18 protein-coding genes are annotated in these 19315 nt (G+C 71.9%); 13 read left to right on the top strand and 5 right to left on the bottom strand.

Features of this window, described 5'->3' with window-relative positions:
• The first annotated feature begins 62 nt into the window (after positions 1-62).
• Positions 63-368, top strand: a complete 306-nt coding sequence (locus tag ABZ930_RS34430) for an SH3 domain-containing protein (protein ID WP_361556956.1) — start codon at positions 63-65, stop codon at positions 366-368.
• On the opposite strand, the gene ABZ930_RS34425 is transcribed toward ABZ930_RS34430, so the two are convergent.
• Entirely contained in the window at positions 365-1273 is a 909-nt protein-coding gene (locus tag ABZ930_RS34425; RefSeq protein ID WP_361557041.1) for a LysR family transcriptional regulator ArgP, read from the bottom strand. The genes ABZ930_RS34430 and ABZ930_RS34425 overlap by 4 nt on opposite strands.
• A 69-nt stretch (positions 1274-1342) precedes the next feature.
• Between ABZ930_RS34425 and ABZ930_RS34420 the strand changes: the two genes are divergently transcribed.
• Together ABZ930_RS34420 and ABZ930_RS34415 are read left to right on the top strand one after the other, a co-directional pair.
• Positions 1343-1960 carry a LysE family transporter gene (locus ABZ930_RS34420; protein ID WP_361556953.1) on the top strand — a complete coding sequence of 206 codons (618 nt, stop codon included), beginning with the start codon at positions 1343-1345 and terminating at the stop codon, positions 1958-1960.
• A 54-nt stretch (positions 1961-2014) separates the two neighbouring features.
• Complete coding sequence (locus tag ABZ930_RS34415) at positions 2015-3355, top strand: MFS transporter (protein WP_361556950.1); 1341 nt, start codon at positions 2015-2017, stop codon at positions 3353-3355.
• A gap of 438 nt (positions 3356-3793) precedes the next feature.
• On the opposite strand, the gene ABZ930_RS34410 is transcribed toward ABZ930_RS34415, so the two are convergent.
• Positions 3794-4657 (bottom strand): DMT family transporter, encoded by an 864-nt coding sequence (locus ABZ930_RS34410; protein ID WP_361556947.1) that lies wholly within the window; start codon positions 4655-4657, stop codon positions 3794-3796.
• Between the two features lie 121 nt (positions 4658-4778).
• Between ABZ930_RS34410 and ABZ930_RS34405 the strand changes: the two genes are divergently transcribed.
• From ABZ930_RS34405 to ABZ930_RS34395, 3 genes are all read left to right on the top strand, one after another.
• Complete coding sequence (locus ABZ930_RS34405; RefSeq protein ID WP_361556944.1) at positions 4779-5351, top strand: XRE family transcriptional regulator; 573 nt, start codon at positions 4779-4781, stop codon at positions 5349-5351.
• A gap of 43 nt (positions 5352-5394) precedes the next feature.
• Entirely contained in the window at positions 5395-5952 is a 558-nt protein-coding gene (locus ABZ930_RS34400; RefSeq protein WP_361556941.1) for a YbaK/EbsC family protein, read from the top strand.
• A gap of 303 nt (positions 5953-6255) precedes the next feature.
• Complete coding sequence (locus ABZ930_RS34395) at positions 6256-6963, top strand: TMEM175 family protein (RefSeq protein ID WP_361556938.1); 708 nt, start codon at positions 6256-6258, stop codon at positions 6961-6963.
• 28 nt (positions 6964-6991) lie between these two features.
• On the opposite strand, the gene ABZ930_RS34390 is transcribed toward ABZ930_RS34395, so the two are convergent.
• Entirely contained in the window at positions 6992-7981 is a 990-nt protein-coding gene (locus ABZ930_RS34390) for a LacI family DNA-binding transcriptional regulator (protein WP_361556935.1), read from the bottom strand.
• Positions 7982-8272: 291 nt separating this feature from the next.
• Between ABZ930_RS34390 and ABZ930_RS34385 the strand changes: the two genes are divergently transcribed.
• The 4 genes from ABZ930_RS34385 to ABZ930_RS34370 all read left to right on the top strand — a co-directional run bounded on the left by ABZ930_RS34385 (position 8273) and on the right by ABZ930_RS34370 (position 13658).
• Entirely contained in the window at positions 8273-9199 is a 927-nt protein-coding gene (locus tag ABZ930_RS34385; protein WP_361556932.1) for a sugar ABC transporter permease, read from the top strand.
• Between the two features lie 5 nt (positions 9200-9204).
• Entirely contained in the window at positions 9205-10134 is a 930-nt protein-coding gene (locus ABZ930_RS34380; RefSeq protein WP_361556929.1) for a carbohydrate ABC transporter permease, read from the top strand.
• A 79-nt stretch (positions 10135-10213) separates the two neighbouring features.
• The gene (locus ABZ930_RS34375; RefSeq protein ID WP_361556926.1) at positions 10214-11554 is read left to right on the top strand and encodes an extracellular solute-binding protein; all 1341 of its coding nucleotides are present in this window, start codon (positions 10214-10216) and stop codon (positions 11552-11554) included.
• Positions 11555-11600: 46 nt separating this feature from the next.
• Positions 11601-13658 (top strand): beta-galactosidase, encoded by a 2058-nt coding sequence (locus tag ABZ930_RS34370; RefSeq protein WP_361556923.1) that lies wholly within the window; start codon positions 11601-11603, stop codon positions 13656-13658.
• 31 nt (positions 13659-13689) lie between these two features.
• Here ABZ930_RS34370 and ABZ930_RS34365 read toward each other — a convergent pair whose 3' ends face one another.
• Positions 13690-14763, bottom strand: a complete 1074-nt coding sequence (locus tag ABZ930_RS34365) for an iron chelate uptake ABC transporter family permease subunit (protein ID WP_361556921.1) — start codon at positions 14761-14763, stop codon at positions 13690-13692.
• Complete coding sequence (locus tag ABZ930_RS34360) at positions 14760-15809, bottom strand: iron chelate uptake ABC transporter family permease subunit (protein WP_361556919.1); 1050 nt, start codon at positions 15807-15809, stop codon at positions 14760-14762. Before ABZ930_RS34360 ends, ABZ930_RS34365 begins: the two co-directional genes overlap by 4 nt.
• 126 nt (positions 15810-15935) lie before the next feature.
• Here ABZ930_RS34360 and fes point away from each other — a divergent pair, with 126 nt between their 5' ends.
• From fes to ABZ930_RS34345, 3 genes are all read left to right on the top strand, one after another.
• On the top strand, positions 15936-17267 hold the full coding sequence (gene fes / locus ABZ930_RS34355; RefSeq protein ID WP_361556916.1) for an enterochelin esterase: 1332 nt from the start codon (positions 15936-15938) through the stop codon (positions 17265-17267).
• A gap of 73 nt (positions 17268-17340) precedes the next feature.
• Positions 17341-18330 (top strand): ABC transporter substrate-binding protein, encoded by a 990-nt coding sequence (locus ABZ930_RS34350; RefSeq protein WP_361556914.1) that lies wholly within the window; start codon positions 17341-17343, stop codon positions 18328-18330.
• A complete protein-coding gene (locus tag ABZ930_RS34345) occupies positions 18330-19148 on the top strand; it encodes a 2,3-dihydro-2,3-dihydroxybenzoate dehydrogenase (protein ID WP_361557038.1) in 819 nt (272 codons plus the stop codon). Before ABZ930_RS34350 ends, ABZ930_RS34345 begins: the two co-directional genes overlap by 1 nt.
• The last annotated feature ends 167 nt before the right edge of the window (positions 19149-19315 follow it).

Genomic DNA, 19315 nt, shown 5'->3' with positions numbered 1-19315 from the left:
GATCCCCGGGCCGGCGACGTACCCGGCGGTGCGGGCGGCGGGTTGTGCCGGGCATGCGAAAGATGATCAGTTCCGCTGTCGCGGGTGCCGTCCTGGCCGGTTCGGCGCTGCTCGCCGGCGCGGCCCCGGCGTCCGCCGGCTGCGGCTACTACGTGACGGACACGGTCCACCTGCGGTCCGGCCCGGGGACCGGCTACGCCTCGTACGGACTGCTGCGCAAGGACGACCAGGTGGCCGTGCTCGGCAAGAAGGGACAGTGGAAGAAGGTGACCCCGATGAACGACCCCCAGTCCGGTCTGTCCATCGACGCCAAGGGCTGGGTGCGCGGCGACTATCTCCGGAAGGCGACCTGCACGCAGCTGGACTAGCGAGGATCGCGCAGGGCCCCGGCGGCGGCCGCCGCCACCGCCTCCGCCACCGTGGCGAGCGCGGGGGAGTCCAGTTTCCACTGCTGCCAGTGGAGCGGGACGTCGACCGGGTGGTCCGGGGCGAGCCGTACCAGGCGGCCGGACCTGAACAGCGGCTCGGCCTGCCACTCGGGCAGCACACCCCAGCCCAGGCCCAGGACGACGGCCTCGACGAACCCCTCCGACGTGGGCACCGCGTGCCGGACCGGGCTCGCCGCGCCGCGGCCCCGGCGCAGCCCCCGTACGAACGCGTCCTGAAGGTCGTCGCTGCGGTCGAAGGTCATCACGGGGGCCCTGGTGAGCGCGTCCGCGAGCGGTCCTTCGAGGTGGCGGCGGGCGAAGCCGGGGCTCGCCGCCGCCAGATAGCGCATCCGCCCCAGGGCCCGCACCGAACAGCCCGCCACCGGCTCGGGCGACGAGGTCACCGCCGCCATCACCCGTCCCTCGCGCAGCAGTTCCGCGGTGTTCGTCTCGTCCTCCCGGTGCAGCTCGAAGCAGACGTACGGGGTGCGGTCGACCCGTTCGAGCGCGCCGAGGAACCAGGTGGCGAGGGAGTCCGCGTTCACCGCCACCGAGACCCGGGTCACCTCCTCGCTCTCGGCGGTCATGCCCAGCTCCGCGTAAGCGTCGCGTTCCAGACGGGCGAGCTGACGGGCGTACCGGACGACGACCGCGCCCGACTCGGTGGCCCGCACCGGTTTCGTGCGGACGAGCAGCACCCGGCCCGTGCGCTGCTCCAGCGCCTTGACGCGCTGGCTGACCGCCGACGGCGTGACGTGCAGCGCGGCCGCCGCCGCGTCGAACGTGCCCTCGTCGATCACCGCGAGCAGGGTCCTGACCTGGTCGAGCGGCAGCTCCGGAATCATCACGAGCGCTAATGTTACGTAAGAATCTTTAGCTGTACGCGCGGTGATCGCGCCCGTAGCGTCGATGCCATGAACGCTTCACTCGCCGCCGCGCTCGCGGGTTTCGGCACCGGTCTCTCCCTCATCGTCGCCATCGGGGCGCAGAACGCCTTCGTGCTGCGCCAGGGCGTGCGGCGCGACGCCGTGCTCGCCGTCGTCGGCATCTGCGCGGTGTCCGACGCGCTGCTCATCGCCCTGGGCGTCGGGGGAGTGGGGGCCGTCGTCGTCGCCTACCCGCAGGCGGTGACCGCGGTCGGGTGGATCGGGGGCGCGTTCCTGCTCTGCTACGGGGCGCTGGCCGCCCGCCGGGTGATCGCGCCGGGCGGCGAGGCGCTGCGCGCGGAGGGCTCGACGAGCGGGTCACGGCGGCGGGCCGTGCTGACCTGTCTCGCCATGACCTGGCTCAACCCGCACGTCTACCTCGACACCGTGTTCCTGCTCGGGTCGGTGGCGGCCGGCCAGGGCGCGCTGCGCTGGACCTTCGGAATCGGCGCGGCCCTGGCCAGCCTCTGCTGGTTCACCGCGCTCGGCTTCGGGTCCCGGCTGCTCGGCCGCTTCCTGGCGAAGCCCGCCGCCTGGCGGGTCCTGGACGGCCTGGTCGCCGCCACCATGATCACGATGGGGATCCTGCTGATCGCCGGAGGCTGAGACGCTGTTCCCGGCTCCGGCCGGTGCTGCGATAGTGAGTCCTGCAGCCGATAGATGTACCGAGCAAGCAGGAAGTACGTGGACACGAGCGACAGCAGTACCGGCACGGAATCCGCCTCCGGGCCGAAGGAGCCGAACGAACCCCCGGCGGCGAGCGAGCCGCGCAGCGGCTGGCGCCGCTTCGCCATGGACACCCGGCCTCTGCGCATCCCCGCCTACCGCCGGCTGTGGACCTCGACCATCGTCACGGCCGTGGGCAGTCAGCTCACGGCCGTCGCCGTGCCGAAGCAGATCTTCGACATCACCGGCTCCTCGGCCTGGGTCGGCGCGGCGAGCCTCGCCGGGCTCGTCCCGCTGATCGTCTTCGCCCTGTGGGGCGGTGCCGTCGCCGACAGCGTGGACCGCCGCAAGCTGCTGCTCGTCACCAACTCGGGCATCGCCGTCACCTCGCTGCTGTTCTGGCTCCAGGCCGTCAGCGGGCTCGAGTCCGTCGCCGTACTGATGGTGCTCCTCGCCCTCCAGCAGGCCTTCTGGGGCCTCAACTCACCGGCGCGCACCGCCTCCATCGCCCGGCTCGTGCCCGAGGGGCAGCTCCCCGCGGCCAACGCGCTGGGCTCGACCGTCATGCAGACCGGCCAGGTCGTGGGGCCCCTGCTCGCCGGTGTCCTGATACCCGTGATCGGGCTGCCCGAGCTGTATCTGATCGACGCCGTCGCGCTGTGCGTCACCGTCTGGGCCGTCTACAAGCTGCCCGCGCTGCCGCCGCTGTCCGAGATCAAGCGCCGCGCCGGGGTGCGCGAGATCGTCGAGGGGTTCCGCTACATCTCCGCGCACAAGGTGCTGCTGCTGTCCTTCCTCGCCGACATCATCGCGATGGTCTTCGGCATGCCGCGCGCCCTGTTCCCGCAGCTCGCCGCCGAGACGTACGGCTCGTACGGGGAGGGGCTGGCGCTCGGGCTGCTGTTCGCCGCGATTCCGATCGGGGCGGTGGCCGGGGGGCTCTTCTCCGGGACCTTCTCCCGGGCCCGGCGGCACGGGTGGATGGTGATCGGGGCGGTGGTGGCCTGGGGGGCGGCCATCGCCGGGTTCGGGCTGAGCGGGAGTCTGTGGCTCGCCGTGATGTTCCTGGCCGTGGCCGGGGTCGCCGACATGGTCTCGATGGTGTTCCGCGGGGCGATTCTGCTGTCCGCGGCCACGGATGAGATGCGGGGGCGGATGCAGGGGGTGTTCACCGTGGTGGTCGCGGGCGGGCCGCGACTTGCCGATGTTCTGCACGGGTCGGCCGGGTCGGTGTTCGGGGCGCGGGAGGCTGTTGCCGGGGGTGGGGTGCTGGTGGTGGTGGCGATGCTGGGGCTGGCGGCCGCGGTGCCGGCGCTTCGGCGGTACCGGATCTGAGGGTGCCGGCCGGAGGGGGCTGGTCGGGCGGTGCCCCGCGCTTCGTGTGGGTTGTCGTTCGTCCGCGGGCCGGTGGCCGCTTCTCGCGCAGTTCCCCGCGCCCCTGAAGCCTTGCGCTGCGCGCGGCTTCATCCTTGCTGTCGGGTGCGGCTTTCGTCGTGGCCGGTCGCGCAGTTCCCCGCGCCCCCGAGGCATGCGCTCCGCGCAGCCTCCCCTTGAGACTGCGGCTCCGGCGCGCTTCCCCGATGAGGTGCCGGGCGGGGCGCGCCTCTCCGATGAGGTGTCGGACGGAGAGCGCGTCTCTCTGATGAGATGGCGCACGCAGTGCGCATCTCAGGGGCGCGGGGAACTGCGCGAGAAGCCCCACCGGCCGTCAGCCGAACGACCACCCGGGCAGCCCCATCGGGCCCGCGCACGAAACGGCCGGCCCCGACGGAGTCACCCCGTCGCCAGCAGCAGCGTGCCCACCAGAGCGAGCCCGGCCCCGGCAGCCTGCACCCCGCGCAAACGCTCCCGCAACACCCCCCGAGCAGCCACAGCCGTGATCACCGGGTACAGATACGCCAGCACGGCGGCAACCGTCACCGGCCCGCGCTGCACCGCCAGCGAGTACGTACCGTTGGCGGCCACATCGGCCAGCCCCACGAAGGCGAGCGCGGGCAACGACGCCAGCAGAGGCCGCAGGCCACCGGCGGGCAGCACCCGCCCCCCGCGCCCGGCGGAGACGGCCAGCGCGGCCCCACCCGCCACCACATTCGTCGCCCGCTGCACGAACAGCGCCAGAAAAAGCCCCGGCACCGTACTCGACGCCTCCGCGATCAGAGCCATCACGGCACCGAACCCGAACGCGGCGCCGAGCGTAAGGAGCACCGTCCGCCCCCGCACCGCCGCCCCGCCGACCCGTGGCCCGCCGGCGAGCAGCACCCCCACGACGGCGATCAGGATGCCCCCGGCCTGCACCGGTCCCGGCCGCTCACCGAGTGCGAGCCCCACCCCCACCGGCACCGCGACACCGATCGTGCTCAGGGGCGAGACGATGCCCATCGGCCCGAGGGCCAGCGCCTTGTAGAAGGCGAGCATGGCGAGCGGCCCGAGCAGTCCGGCGACGACGGCGAGCCACAGCCGCGGCTCGGCGTCGCGCCAGGCGCCGGTCACCACGACGACGCCGCCGAGCACCACCGCCGCGATCGACTGCGAGACGACCACGACCGTGAGCGCCGGGACACGTCGCGACAGCAGCCCGCCGCCGAAGTCGGCCAGGCCGATGAGGAGGCTGGTGGCGAGGGCGAAGAATGCAGTCACGGTGTGCCTCGCAGTACAGTTCGATGAACGCTGAAGTGCATCACACCGTAGTTCAATGAGTTGAACTCTGTCATTCAGAATATTGAACTTCGCCCGCCGGTCGCTCACCCATGGACGGAATGTGTCGGATCTCGACCTGCTGACCCAGTCGCTCGCCCGCAACGTCAAGCACTGGCGCTCCGAGCGCGGCTTCACCCTGGACGCCCTCGCCGCCCGGGCCGGCGTCAGCCGCGGCATGCTCATCCAGATCGAGCAGGCCCGCACCAACCCGAGCATCGGCACCGTCGTCAAGATCGGCGACGCGCTCGGCATCAGCATCACCACGCTGCTCGACTACGAGCAGGGGCCCAAGGTGCGGATCGTGCCCGCGGAGCAGGCGGTGCGCGTGTGGTCCACGGAGGCCGGGAGCTATCACCGGCTGCTCGCGGGGACCGAGGCGCCCGGCCCCCTGGAGATGTGGGACTGGCTGCTGCAGCCGGGCGAGGGCAGCGCCTCCGACCCGCACCCGGACGGCACCATCGAACTCGTCCATGTGACCGAGGGGGAGCTGACCCTGGTCGTGGACGGTGTCCCGCACCAGGTCCCCGAAGGGGCGAGCGTCACCTTCGAGGCGAACGCACCGCACGAGTACCGCAACGACGGCACCGTGCCGGCCCGGATGATCATGGCCGTGTCGGTGCCGTTCGTACGCTGAGACGCCCGATTCCCGCACGTGCGGCGGCTGTTAGCGTGCCGCCATGCGCGCACCCATCGGAGACTTCGACCACGTCCGGCCGGCCCCCGAGGCCCTCGACCTGCTCACCCGCCCCGTCGCCGACGCCGTCCGGCACTGGCGCGGCACGGTGCCCGCGCAGGACCTGGTCCACGTCGACACCGAGCCGGAGTGGGCCGACACCGCCACGTTCGTCGAGCACTACGGCTCCGAACTGCTCGCCCGGTCCGCGAACTGCGTCGTCGTCGCGGGCAAGCGCGGCGGCGAGAGCACCCTCGCGGCGTGCGTCGTGCTCTCCACCACGAAGGTCGACGTGAACGGCGCGGTGCGCCGCCAACTCGGCGCCCGCAAGGCCTCGTTCGCCGCCATGGACACCGCCGTCGGCGAGACCGGCATGGAGTACGGCGGCATCACCCCGATCGGCCTGCCCGCAGGCTGGACGGTCCTCGTCGACGCCGCCGTCGTCGACCTCCCGCACGTCCTGATCGGCAGCGGCACCCGCCGCGGCAAGCTGATCGTGCCGGGCAAGGCGCTCGCGGAGCTGCCGGGTGCGGTCGTCCTGGAGGGGCTCGGCGTCGGCTGATCCGTGCCACCGCGGATGTGGAGACATGGGGGACGTGGCATCTCCTGCGATGGCCGTGATCCTGCGATTCACCGTCTGCTCCGCGCCGGTTCGACGCAGGATCGGTGAGGGTTTCGTTCTCGTTCAACTCCCTTGTGGAGAAGGCGAGTAGAGGATTCCGGACGGCGATGGGCGTACCCCCCGTCGCCTCTGCTTGTATGGGCCACGGGTACAGTCCGCGGGGGTCGTCGGGCGATCCGTGACCAGTGGGCTCCGGCAGCGGCGGCACGTCCCCGCGGACCGGGCGAGGAAAGGTGCGAACGTATGGGTGCCAGTGGCGTTGTCGACGAGAACGGCTCGGGAGGGACCGGCGCGGCAGGGCCGTCCGATCTCTCGGCGCGCGGCATCGAGGGGGGTGCCTCGGCGGAGCGGCTGCTGCTCTTCACCGACGCGGTGGCCGCGATCTCCATCACCCTGCTGATCCTGCCGCTGGTCGACCTCGTACCCGAAGCCGCGTCCGCCCACGAGGGCCCCAGCAAGGTGATCACCGATCACCTCGACCAGATCTGGAGCTTCCTGCTCAGCTTCGTGGTCATCGCGAACATCTGGCTGGAGCACCACCGGGCCTTCTCGCCGGTCGCCAAGCTCACCCGCCCCCTGATGGTGTGGAACATGGGGTGGCTGCTCTCCGTCGTCGTGCTGCCCCTCCCGACGGAGATGATCGGCTCCTTCGGCGGCCAGGACGTCTTCGTGGGGGCCTTCTACTACACGACCCTGCTGGCCGGAGTGGTGTGCCGGCTGGGGATGCTGTGGATCCTGAAGTCCGCCCCGGAACTGCTCGAGGGGGACGACCGACAGCGGGCCCAGCGGCGGATCGAGGACATGTACACCGACGGCTACCTCACCGCCGTCGCCCTGGTCGTGGCGTTCGCCATCGCGCTCGCCGTACCCACGCTGATGTACTACAGCCTGTTGCTGCTCGCCGTCCCGCCGAGGCTGAGGAGCCGCCGGGCCCGACGCGCCACTCGCTGAACGCACGCGTCCAGGCCCCGGCTCGCTCTCAGCCTGCCGGGGCCGGACCCGTGCTCTGACGCACCACCAGCCGCGTGGGCACCAGGGTCGTCCCGCGCTCGGCCGCGCCCTGCCGCACCTGGCGCAGCGCGCTCTCCACGCAGCGCCTGCCGACCTCGCCGAAGTCCTGGTGGACCGTGGTGAGCGGGGGCAGGAACGAGCCGGACTCCGGGATGTCGTCGAACCCGATGACCGACACGTCCTCGGGGACCCTGCGGCCGCGCTCGTTCAGCGCGCGCAGCAGGCCGAGCGCCATCTGGTCGTTGGCCGCGAACACCGCGGTGCAGTCCGGGTGTTCGGCCAGCTCCAGGCCCGCGCGGTACCCCGACTCCGCCGACCAGTCGCCCCGCGCGGGCTCCGGGACCGGGCGGCCCGCCTCCTCAAGTGCCGTGCGCCACGCGGCCGTTCGGCGCTGTGCGGCGAACGAGCCGGAGGGGCCCGCCAGATGCCAGACGGTCTCGTGGCCCAGATCGAGCAGATGCCGCACCGCGTCACGCGTGCCGCCCGCCTGGTCGGTGTCCACCACGGCGAAGCGGTCGCCCGCGTCCGAGTCCACGACGACCACCTGCACGTGCGGCGGCAGCGTGAGCCGCCCCGAGTCCAGGAGGTGCACCTCCATGATGACGATCACCGCGTCCACGGCCAGCTCGCCGAGCCGGGAGAACGCGCCGCGCACCTCGTCCTGCGTGGGCACCGCGACCGGCATCAGCGTGACCGCGTACCCTTCCTGGGCCGCCGAGGTCGCGATGCCCTCCAGCGTGCGCACGTTGCCCGTCGTCGACAGCGTGAACGTGATGACGCCGATGGTGTGGAACTGGCCGCGCTTGAGCGCGCGGGCCGCGCTGTTGGGCCGGTAGTCCAGCTCCTTCATGGCGGCGAGGACCCGCTCGCGGGTCTCCTCGTTCACCCCCGGGAAGCCGTTCGACACCCGGGAGACCGTCTGCGAGGAGACCCCCGCGACCCGTGCGACGTCCGCCATCGAGGCGCCGCGGACGCCCCGGGCGCGCGGTCCGCGGCCGGGGGCCGACGCGCCCCCCGTTGTTCCTGTCACCGTGTGCCTCACCCGTCGCTGTGTCCGCCCGCCGGTCGCCCGTCGATCCGGTCAAGGGCCGCTCGCCGGACGGCTCTTGACCGTCCTCCGTGGGCAGTGTAGACATTCCGCCACCGGATGTTTACGTAAACATAACAGCTCGCACCGTGCGTGCTCGCAGCGATGTTTGCGTAAACATCGACGGTCCGCCCGCGAGGACGCACGAGCGAGGGACGCACGATGACGACGCTTCAACCGCCGGCCGCCGCAGCCCGGCGCCCTGCCCGGTCCCCGGCGCGCCGCACGCGCCGCTCATGGACGGGCTGGGGGTTCATCGGCCCGTTCGCCCTCGTCTTCGCCCTGGTCTTCCTGGCGCCCCTCGGCTACTCCGTCTATCTGAGTCTGTTCCGTACACAACTCATCGGCGGCACCCACTTCGTGGGCCTGGACAACTACCAACAAGCTCTTCAGGACGCCCAGTTCTGGGACGGAGTGTTCCGTGTCGGGCTGTTCCTGCTGATCCAGGTGCCGGTCATGCTCGGCCTCGCCCTGCTCGTCGCCCTCGCGATCGACAGTGGCCGGCTGTACGGCAAGGACTTCTTCCGCATCACCGTCTTCCTGCCGTACGCGGTGCCCGCGGTCGTCGCCACCCTCATGTGGGGCTTCATGTACGGCACCCGCTACGGCCTGGTCGGCGACCTCGGCGACGCGTTCGGCACGAAGCTGCCCGACCCGCTCTCCGCCGACCTGGTCCTCGCCTCCATCGGCAACATCGTGACCTGGGAGTTCATCGGCTACAACATGCTGATCTTCTACGCGGCCCTGCGCGTGATCCCGCACTCCCTGTACGAGGCCGCCGAGATCGACGGAGCCGGACAGCTGCGCGTCATCACGGCCATCAAGCTCCCGGCGATCCGCGGCGCGCTCGTCATCGCCACGATCTTCTCGGTCATCGGCAGCTTCCAGCTCTTCAACGAGCCCGCGATCCTCCAGAAGCTCGCGCCGAACGCCATCACCACCGACTTCACCCCGAACTACTACACGTACTCGCTGTCCTTCTCCGGCCAGCAGCAGAACTACTCCGCGACGGTCGCCATCGTCATGGGCGTCATCACCATGATCGTGGCCTACGTCGTCCAGCTGCGCGGCATGCGCAAGGGAGCGTGAGCGCGATGACCACCAGCACCCCCGTGCGGCAGCCGGTACCGGCCCGGTCCGCGGCCCCGCGCCTGCGTACGCCCCGCCGCCACATGCCCGGCCGCCCCCGGCGCAGCGTCCTGCTGACCGTGCTCACCGGAATCGTCCTCGTCTACAGCCTGCTGCCCCTGGTCTGGCTGCTGATCAGCGCCACCAAGTCGCAGGAGGGACTGGCCCGTTCGTTCGGCCTGTGGTTCGACGGCGACTTCGACCTGTGGTCCAACATCGCGGACACCTTCACGTACCAGGACGGCGTCTTCGTCCGCTGGCTCCTCAACACCCTGCTCTACGTGGTGGTGGGCGCCGGCGGTGCCACGTTCCTCGCGGTGCTCGGCGGTTACGCGCTCGCCAAGTTCGACTTCCCCGGCAAGAAGGCCGTCTTCGCCGTCGTCATCGGCGCGGTCGCGGTCCCGGCCACGGCGCTCGCCGTCCCCACCTTCCTGCTGTTCAGCAAGATCGGCCTGACCGACACCCCGTGGGCGGTCATCGTGCCCTCGCTGATCTCGCCGTTCGGCCTGTACCTGATGTGGGTCTTCGCCAGTGAGGCGATCCCCACCGAGCTGATGGAGGCCGCCCGGATCGACGGCGCGGGCGAGGTGCGCACCTTCTTCCGGGTGGCCCTGCCGCTGCTGGCGCCCGGCACCGTCACCGTGCTGCTCTTCACCACGGTCGCGACCTGGAACAACTACTTCCTGCCGCTGATCATGCTGAAGGACTCCGACTGGTACCCGCTCACCCTCGGTCTCGACTCCTGGAACAAGCAGGCGCAGACCTCCGGCGGCGAGACCGTCACGAACCTCGTCCTCACCGGCTCCCTGCTCACCATCGTCCCGCTGATCGCCGCCTTCCTGCTGCTCCAGAAGTACTGGCAGTCCGGTCTCTCCGCCGGAGGCGTCAAGGAGTAGGCGTCCCGGAGCGGGCGTCCCTCTCCATCCGCTGTGCGACAACCCTCTGTAGAACCACGACGAAGTGGAAGCATCCGTCATGCCCAAGCACCCCCGCCGCCTGCTGCGCGGCATAGGTATCGTCTGCGCCCTCGCCCTCGGGGCGACCGCCTGCGGCGGCTCCGACGACGACTCCGGCGACAAGAAGGTCGGTGCCTCCGACCTTCGGGCGGCCCTCGAGAAGGGCGGCACCCTCACCGTCTGGGCCTGGGACTCCACGGTGAAGTCCGTCGCCGCCGAGTTCGAGAAGAAGTACCCGAAGGTCCATGTCGAGGTGGTCAACGCGGGCACGGGCAACGACCAGTACAAGGCCCTGTCGAACGCGATCTCCGCGAAGAAGGGCGTCCCCGACGTCGCCCAGGTCGAGTACTACGCGATCGGCCAGTACTCCCTGACCAAGGGGCTCACCGACCTCGGCGCGTACGGCGCGGGCAAGCTCAAGGCCGACTACTCCACGGGCCCGTGGAACTCGGTGGCGGACGGCGACAGCGTCTGGGGTCTGCCGATGGACTCGGGCCCCATGGCGCTCTTCTACAACAAGAAGGTCTTCGACAAGTACAAGATCTCCGTCCCGACGACCTGGGACGCGTACCTGGAGGCCGCCCGCAAGCTGCACAAGGCCGACCCGAAGTCGTACATCACCAGCGACGTCGGCGACGCCGGAATGACCACCAGCCTGCTGTGGCAGGCCGGTTCGCACCCGTACAAGGTCGACGGCACGAACGTCGGAGTCGACTTCACCGACGCGGGCGCCGCCAAGTACACCGGCGTCTGGCAGAAGCTCATCGACGAGAAGCTCGTCGCACCGGTCACCGGCTGGACCGACGACTGGTACAAGGGCCTCGGCGACGGCACCATCGCCACCCTGCCCATCGGCGCCTGGATGCCCAACAACTTCGTCACCGGTGTGAAGCAGGCCTCCGGCGACTGGCGGGTGGCCGCGCTGCCGCAGTGGTCCGAGGGCGAGCACTCCAGCGCCGAGAACGGCGGCAGCTCGCTGGCCGTGCCCGACCTCGGCAAGCACGACAACAAGGCGCTCGCCTACGCCTTCACGAAGTACACCGCCGCCGAGGCCGGGGTGCAGACCCGCATCGACGAGGGCGCCTTCCCCGCGACCGTGAAGGACCTGGACTCGAAGGAGTTCCAGGACGCGAAGTTCGACTACTTCGGCGGCCAGCAGGCCAACAAGATCTTCGCCGAGTCCGCGAAGAACGTGCCCGCCGGCTGGTCGTACCTGCCCTACCAGGTCTACGCCAACTCGATCTTCAACGACACCGTCGGCAAGGCCTACGTCTCCGGCACCCCGCTGACCACCGGCCTGAAGTCGTGGCAGGACGCCTCGGTCAAGTACGGCAAGGACCAGGGCTTCACCGTCAAGTAGCCCTCCGCACGCACCAGTTCACCGCCGCATCATCCGGAAGGACCTCATGACCGTCCCCACTCCCTCCCGTTTCCCGTACGCGAAGGGCTCCGACGGCACCCGTCGCCTCGGCTACGGCGCCGACTACAACCCCGAGCAGTGGCCGCGGGAGGTGTGGGACGAGGACGTCCGGCTGATGCGCGAGGCCGGGGTGAACATCGTCTCCCTGGCGATCTTCTCCTGGGCCAGGCTCCAGCCCACCGCCGACACCTGGGACTTCGGCTGGCTGGACGAGATCATGGACCTGCTGCACGCGCACGGCGTCGGCGTCGACCTGGCCACGGCCACCGCGTCGCCGCCGCCGTGGCTGACCACCGCCCACCCGGAGATCCTGCCGGTCACCGCGACCGGCGAGACCCTGTGGCCGGGCGCCCGCCAGCACTGGCGGCCCACCTCACCCGTCTTCCGGGAGCACGCGCTGCGCCTGGTGCGGGAGATCGCCACCCGGTACGCGGGCCACCCGGCGCTCGTCGCCTGGCACGTCAACAACGAGCTGGGCTGCCACAACGTGTACGACCACTCCGACGACGCCGCCCGCGCCTTCCGCGCCTGGCTGCGCCGCCGCTACACCACCCTGGACGCCCTCAACGACGCCTGGGGCACGGCCTTCTGGTCCCAGCGCTACAGCGACTGGGAGCAGATCCTGCCCCCACGCCTCGCCGCCTCGCACCCCAACCCCACCCAGCAGCTGGACTTCAAGCGGTTCTCCTCCGACGCGCTGAAGGACCATCTGCTCGCCGAGCGCGAGGTGCTGCGCGAGCTCACCCCCGACATCCCCGTCACCACGAACTTCATGGTCATGGGCGGCACCAAGGGCATGGACTACGCGGACTGGGCGGGCGAGGTGGACTTCGTCGCCAACGACCACTACGTCATTCCCGGCCCCCGGGACCGCGACGAACTGTCCTTCTCGGCCAACCTGACGAGCGGCATCTCGGGCCACCGCCCGTGGTTCCTGATGGAGCACTCCACCAGCGCCGTCAACTGGCAGCCCGTCAATCTGCCCAAGCTGCCCGGTGAGCTGGCCCGGGACTCGCTGCTGCACGTCGCGCACGGCGCCGACGCCGTCTGCTTCTTCCAGTGGCGCCAGTCCCGCGCGGGCGCCGAGAAGTACCACTCGGCGATGGTGCCCCACGCGGGCGAGGACAGTGAGCTCTTCCGGTCCGTCGTCGCCCTCGGCCACACCCTGGAACGACTCGCGCCGCTCGCGGGCAGCGAGCGGGAACCCGCCCGCGTGGCCGTCCTGTTCGACTGGGACTCGTGGTGGGCCGGCGAGCTCGACTCCCACCCCACCTCGCGCCTCGACTACCACCGCGAGGCCCTGGACTGGTACACGGCGCTGCTCGGCCTCGGCGTCCGCGCCGACATCGTGCCCGCGCACGGCACCGACCTGTCCGGCTACGACGTCGTCGTCGCATCCGTGCTGCATGTCGTCCCGCAGCCGCTGGCCAAGGAACTCACCCGGTACGCCGAGAACGGCGGCCACCTCGTGACCACGTACTTCTCCGCGATCGTCGACGAGAACGACCACGTCCACCTCGGCGGCTACCCGGGCGCCCTGCGCGATCTGCTCGGCATCCGCGTCGAGGAGTTCGGGCCGCTGCTCGACGGCGACACCGTCGGCCTCGACGGCCCGCTGAGCGGGACGACCGGCAGCCTGTGGACCGACCGGATCAGCGTCGACGGCCCCGAAGTCGAGGTCCTGGCCCGCTACCGCACCGGCTGCTACGCCTCCCGCCCGGCCGTCACCCGCCGCACGACGGGCGGCGGATCGGCCGCGTACGTCTCCACCCGCCTGGGCCCCGAGGGCCTGACCGCCCTGCTCCCCGAACTGCTGGCGCCCGCCGGAGTGACCAGCGAACTCCCCGAGGAGGCACGCGGGTCGGTGGAGCACGTCGTACGGCGTGACGCGAGCCACCGGTACGTGTTCCTGGTCAACCGGACCGACGCGGCGGTGACGGTGCCCGGCACGACCGGCGAGGTCCTGATCGGCCCCGAGCCGACGGCCGCCGGGATGGTCCTGCCGCCCCGCGAGGTCGCGGTCCTGCGGCAGCCGGTGGGCTGAGGCGGGGCCGCGGCGCCGGGCCGGGCGGAGGTCACACGTGCTGCGCCCGGCGCTCCTTCAGCAGGAGCCACGCCAGATACAGGCCGCCGCCGACGCCGGTCACGACGCCCACCGGCATCAGCGCCGAGCCCGTCACCCGCTGCGTGAGCAGATCCGCGGACGCCACCAGGAGGGCGCCGAGCCAGGCGGCGGGCAGCACGTTCGGGCCCGCCGCCCGGGTCACCCGGCGGGCCAGTTGCGGCGCGGCCATCGCCACGAACGGGATCGGCCCCGCGGCGGCCACCGCCATCGCGGTCAGGCCCGTGCCCGCGCACAGCAGCACCAGTCGGGTGCGCTCCGGAGCCACCCCGAGCGCACCCGCGGTGTCGTCGCCCATCTCGAGGACCGACAGCCGTCGCGCGTGCACCAGGACCAGCGGGACCAGGGCGACGAGCCCGAGCCCGGCGATCCGGACCTCCGGCCAGCCCCGGTCGTTGAGCGAGCCGATCATCCAGCTCGCGGTCTGCGCCGCCTTGCCGATGTCGGCGCGCACGTACAGGAAACTGGTCGCCGCGCCGAGCACCGCGGACGCGCCGATGCCGACGAGTACGAGCCGGTAGCCGTGCACACCGCGCCGCCAGGCGAGGAGATACACGGCGGCCGCGGTCGCGAAGCCGCCGACGACGGCGCCGAGCGCGGTCTGCGGCGCGCCCGCGTTCAGGAAGATGATCGCGACGAGCGCGCCCGCCGACGCGCCGTTGCCGAAGCCGATGATGTCCGGGCTGCCCAGCGGATTGCGGGTCAGCGACTGGAACACCGCGCCCGCCATGCCCATCCCGAATCCGACGAGCAGCGCCACGAGGACCCGGGGCAGGCGCAGGTCGAGGACGATGAACTCGGCGCCGGGCGGCCCGTTCCCGGCGAACGTGCGCAGGACCTGCACCGGCGAGAGCGCGTACGAGCCCGTGCCGACGGAGAGGACCGTCACCACCGCGCCGAGCACGAGCATCGCCAGGCAGGCGAGGACGGCGCGCGGATCGAACCGTACGGAGAACCGCCCGGCCCGCACCCGCCCTCGCCGCAACTCCGCCCGCACGTGCGGGCGTTCGGTCAGCACCCGGCTCACAGCTGCGCCACCTTCCGCTGCCGGACGAGATGGATGAAGAGCAGACCGCCGAGGAACGACGTGACGATGTCCACCTCGATCTCGGACGGGGACACGACGATCCGTCCGACGACGTCCGAGACCAGCAGCAGCGCCGGGGCGAACAGGGCGCAGTACGGCAGCAGCCGGCGTGGATCGGGGCCGCTGAACGCGCGGACCGCGTGCGGGATCATCAGGCCGATGAAGCCGATCGGCCCGCACACGGCGGTCGCTGCGCCGCACAGCAGGGTGATCGCGACGATGGAGAGGATCCGGGTGCGCCGGATCGAGGTGCCGAGCGCGCGGGCGTGGTCCTCGCCCAGGGCGAGCGCGCCCAGCGGCCGGGCCAGCGCGAACGTCAGCAGCGCGCCCGCGACGAGCAGCGGCAGGACGGTGACCAGGAGGTCCGGGTCCCGTTTGGCGAGTGTGCCCACCGACCAGTGGCGCATCGAGTCGAGGGTGCTGAGATCCCACTGCTGCAGGCCGTTGACGTAGCCGAACAGGGCCGCGTTCACGGCCGTCCCCGCGAGCGCGAGCCGTACCGGGGTCGCCGAGCGGGCGCCGCCCAGGGCGTTCACGGCCGTGGCGGCCACCGCCGCGCCCGCGAGCGCGAACCACAGATAGCCCGTGAACGACGTGATCCCGAGCACGCCGATCGCGGTGACCACGGCGGCCGACGCTCCCGCGTTCACCCCGAGCAGTCCGGGGTCGGCCAGCGGATTGCGGGTCAGCGTCTGCATGACACCGCCCGCGAGACCCAGGGCGGCGCCGACCGCGACGCCGATGAGCGTGCGCGGCAGTCGCAGCTCCCGGACGATCGCGTCGTCCTTGGACCCCGACGGGGAGAACAGCGCCGACCAGACCTCGCCCGGCGCGATGTGCTCGGTGCCCACCGACAGGGACAGCGCCACCGCCCCGGCCAACAGCGCCAGACCGAGGGCCAGTCCGGCTGCGAGCGGGGGTCGGCCGCGGCCGGTGGCCGGGAGTCGCCGTGTTCCTCCGGGGTGGAGGCGAGTACCAGTGAGCATGTGGTTAGCTTAGGCTAGCCTTACCTCATCTGCTAACAATTACGTTGACGAAAACTCCGGTCGCTGACCCCGGTCGTTCCAGGGCGTCCGGGGGTGCCCCGAGGGCCGTCGAAGGGAAGGGGAGTCATGCGCGTCCAGGTCGCCGAGTCCACGGACCGGCCAGCCGCCGCCCTGCCGGACCACCGGCCGGTCCGGGTCACCGGACCGCGGATCGCACGGCTGGCGGCGTCCGTGGCCGAGGCCGCCCCGATGCGCCGGACGCCGCTCGTCGAGGAGTTCTGGCGGGAGGCGGCCCGGAGCGGCACCCCGCTCGTCGAGGAGATCGACGGCGAGCCCGACCACCGGGTGGTCACCTTCCTGTGGCGCGGCCACCGGGCCACCCGGCAGGTGCTGCTCATGGCGAACCGGCTCGTCGACCGCGAACGCCTCGCGGGGTCCCTCCTGGAGCGGATACCCGGCACGGACGTCTGGCACCTCGGGCTGCGGCTGCGTGCCGACCACCGCGGCTCGTACCGTCTCGCCGCCGACGTCTCGGCCGGGGAACTGCCCACCGCTCCCGATGTCCTCCAGGAGCGGCTGCGCTCCCTCGCCGCCCACGCCGCGAGGGATCCGCTCAACCCCCGCACGCAGGAACCCCGTTGGGGAGCCACGGACGGCTCGGTCTTCGCGCTGCCGCAGGCGCCCGCCGAGCCGTGGGCCCCCGCGGAACGCGCCGGTACCGTCCCGGCCGGCCGCGTCGAACGGCATCGCGCACCCGCCGCCGCACTCGGCGGATTCCGTGACGTGTGGGTCTACGTCCCGCCCGGCGGACGTCCGGCAGGGCCGGGCCTGCCCACACTCGTCCTCTGCGACGGCGACATGTGGTTCGGCCGCGGAGCGTTCCAGCGCACCCTCGATCTGCTCATCGCCGACGGACGCCTTCCTCCGCTGCTCGTCCTCGCGCCGGACGCCGTCGACCGGCACACCCGCAACCGCGAACTCGGCGCCCGGGACGCCTTCGTGACCTATCTCGCCGACGAACTGCTGCCCTGGGCCGCGGACCGCTGGCCCCTGGCCGGCGACCCGGCCCGCACCGTCGTCGCCGGACAGAGCCTCGGCGGCATGGCCGCGCTGCACGCCGGCTATCTGCGGCCCGACCGGTTCGGCCACGTCGTCGCCCAGTCGCCGTCGCTGTGGTGGCGGCCCGACCTGCCGCCCGGCGTGCGCGCCCCCGTCCTCGGCGTGCCCTGGCTCGTCGGCCGGTACGCGGCCGCCGCCCCGCGCCCGATCACCGTGCACCTCGACGTCGGACTGCACGAGGGCGCCATGGTCGACCACTGCCGCTCCCTCTACGACACCCTCCACTCGGCCCGCTACCAGGTCACCCGCGCCGAGTTCAACGGCGGCCACGACCAGGCCTGTTGGCACGTCGCCTTGGCCGACGCGCTGATCCGGCTGCTCGGTCCCGCGTCCCCCTGAGACGGGCCGCCCCCCTGCCTCCCTCCCACGCACCACCCGCTCAACTCCCGTACCCCTTAGGAGCTTCACGGCCATGTCCCGTATCCGATCCACCCGCCGCGCGGTCCTGCTCTCGTCGGCCGCCGCCGTCACCGGAGCCCTGCTCCTCAGTGCCTGTGGCAGCGACAGTTCGGACGACGACGGCAGCGACAAGGCGAAGGCGGCCTCGGAGACGACCCGGCAGATCACCGACGCCCAGGGCCGCAAGGTCGAGGTGCCCAGCGACCCGCGCAAGGTCGTCACCCTCAGCGAGCCCACCACGGACGCCGCGCTCGCCCTCGGCGTCGCCCCGGTCGGCACGACCGCGGGCCGCGGCCAGAAGGGCGTCTCCGGCTACCTCGCCGACAAGGCGTCCTCGGCCCAGGTCGTCGCCACCGTCGCCGAGGCCGACATGGAGAAGCTGGCCGCGCTGCAACCCGACCTGATCCTGCTCGACGAGACGACCGGCGCGAAGAAGACCGTCGACAAACTCCAGAAGATCGCGCCGACCGTCGTCACCGCCAAGCTCAACGAGGACTGGAAGCAGGCGTTCACCGACACCGCCGAGGCCCTCAACAAGAAGTCCGACGCCGAGAAGTGGCTGACCGACTTCGACACCCAGGTCGCGGACACCGAGAAGAAGCTCGGCGACAACGCCGGCGCGTCCGTCTCCGTCATCCGCTGGCAGGACGGCGCCCCGTCCGTCGTCGGCAAGGGCGAGGGCCACGTCGGCTCCACGCTCAAGGCCCTCGGCCTCGACCGGCCGAAGGACCAGCAGGGCGCCTCCACCGGCCACAGCGAGCCGGTCTCCCTGGAGAAGCTCTCCACCATCGACGGCGACTGGCTGTTCTTCGGCGTCCTCGGCAGCAAGGCGGACGGCGACAAGGGCTACGCCGCGGCCCGCAAGGTCACCAACTTCGGAAAGCTGAAGGCCGAGAAGGACGGACACGTCGTCGTCATCGACGGCTCCGCCTGGAACAGCGCCGGCGGCCCGCTCGCCGCGCAGATCGTCCTCGACGACATCAAGGAGGCGCTCGCCAAGTGATATCCGCCCCCGACACCGGTACAGCCGAACTGGCCGGCCGGCTCGCCCTCGTCACCGGGGCGGGCCGGGGGATCGGCGAGGCGGTGGTCGCCGCACTCGCCGGGCGCGGCGCCCGCGTCCTCGCCACCGACCTGGACCCCGCCGCCGTCGAGAAGGTCGCGGCGGGTTACACCCAGGAAGGCGCGGACCGCGTCGTCGCCCGTGGCCTCGACGTCACCGACTCCGCGGCCGTCGACGCGCTCGTCGCCGACGCCGAAGCCACGCTCGGGCCGCTCGACATCGCCGTCAACGTCGCCGGAATCCTGCGCGGCGCACATGCGGTCGACCTCACCGACGACGACTGGGCCGCCACCTTCGCGGTCAACACCCACGGCGTCTTCCACGTCTCCCGCGCGGTCGCGCGCCGGATGACCCCGCGCGGGCGGGGCAGCATCGTCACCGTCGCCTCGAACGCCGCCGGTGTGCCCCGCGCGGGCATGGCCGCCTACGCGGCCTCCAAAGCGGCCGCCGTCATGTTCGCCAAATGCCTCGGCCTCGAAGTCGCCGCGCACGGCGTCCGCTGCAACACCGTGTGCCCCGGGTCGACCCTCACCGACATGCAGCGCGGCATGTGGGAAGCGTCCGGTGCCGATGTCGCCGCCGCGCGACGGTCCGTCGTCGAGGGGGACCTGGCCGCGCACCGGACCGGCATTCCGCTCGGCCGGATCGCCGATCCCGCCGACATCGCGGAAGCGGTGGCCTTTCTGGCCTCCGACCGGGCCCGGCACATCACGATGCACGACCTCTACGTCGACGGCGGCGCGACGCTCCGCGCTTGAGCGGGGCCGCCGTCTGAAGTGCCGGGTGCGCTTCGTCCGGCGACCGCGGCTTTCGTCGTGGCTGATCGCGCAGTTCCCCGCGCCCCTGAAGCGAGCTGCGCTCGCTCAGGGGCAGGGGAAGGCGCGCGCAGCGCATGCCTTCAGGGGCGCGGGGGCGGCGGGCAGCC

Source organism: Streptomyces sp. NPDC046716, assembly GCF_040645755.1.
Taxonomy (GTDB): Bacteria; Actinomycetota; Actinomycetes; order Streptomycetales; family Streptomycetaceae; genus Streptomyces.
The sequence above is the reverse complement of the archived record's forward strand: the minus strand, read 5'-3'. Positions and strand labels throughout refer to the sequence as shown.

Coding starts and splice junctions, on each gene's coding strand:
- ABZ930_RS34420 (WP_361556953.1), top strand. CDS start 1,343: ATGAACGCTTCACTCGCCGCCGCGCTCGCGGGTTTCGGCACCGGTCTC.
- ABZ930_RS34375 (WP_361556926.1), top strand. CDS start 10,214: ATGCCCAAGCACCCCCGCCGCCTGCTGCGCGGCATAGGTATCGTCTGC.
- ABZ930_RS34425 (WP_361557041.1), bottom strand. CDS start 1,273: ATGATTCCGGAGCTGCCGCTCGACCAGGTCAGGACCCTGCTCGCGGTG.
- ABZ930_RS34415 (WP_361556950.1), top strand. CDS start 2,015: ATGTACCGAGCAAGCAGGAAGTACGTGGACACGAGCGACAGCAGTACC.
- ABZ930_RS34380 (WP_361556929.1), top strand. CDS start 9,205: ATGACCACCAGCACCCCCGTGCGGCAGCCGGTACCGGCCCGGTCCGCG.
- ABZ930_RS34385 (WP_361556932.1), top strand. CDS start 8,273: ATGACGACGCTTCAACCGCCGGCCGCCGCAGCCCGGCGCCCTGCCCGG.
- ABZ930_RS34370 (WP_361556923.1), top strand. CDS start 11,601: ATGACCGTCCCCACTCCCTCCCGTTTCCCGTACGCGAAGGGCTCCGAC.
- ABZ930_RS34390 (WP_361556935.1), bottom strand. CDS start 7,981: ATGGCGGACGTCGCACGGGTCGCGGGGGTCTCCTCGCAGACGGTCTCC.
- ABZ930_RS34395 (WP_361556938.1), top strand. CDS start 6,256: ATGGGTGCCAGTGGCGTTGTCGACGAGAACGGCTCGGGAGGGACCGGC.
- ABZ930_RS34430 (WP_361556956.1), top strand. CDS start 63: ATGATCAGTTCCGCTGTCGCGGGTGCCGTCCTGGCCGGTTCGGCGCTG.
- ABZ930_RS34350 (WP_361556914.1), top strand. CDS start 17,341: ATGTCCCGTATCCGATCCACCCGCCGCGCGGTCCTGCTCTCGTCGGCC.
- ABZ930_RS34400 (WP_361556941.1), top strand. CDS start 5,395: ATGCGCGCACCCATCGGAGACTTCGACCACGTCCGGCCGGCCCCCGAG.
- ABZ930_RS34360 (WP_361556919.1), bottom strand. CDS start 15,809: ATGCTCACTGGTACTCGCCTCCACCCCGGAGGAACACGGCGACTCCCG.
- fes (WP_361556916.1), top strand. CDS start 15,936: ATGCGCGTCCAGGTCGCCGAGTCCACGGACCGGCCAGCCGCCGCCCTG.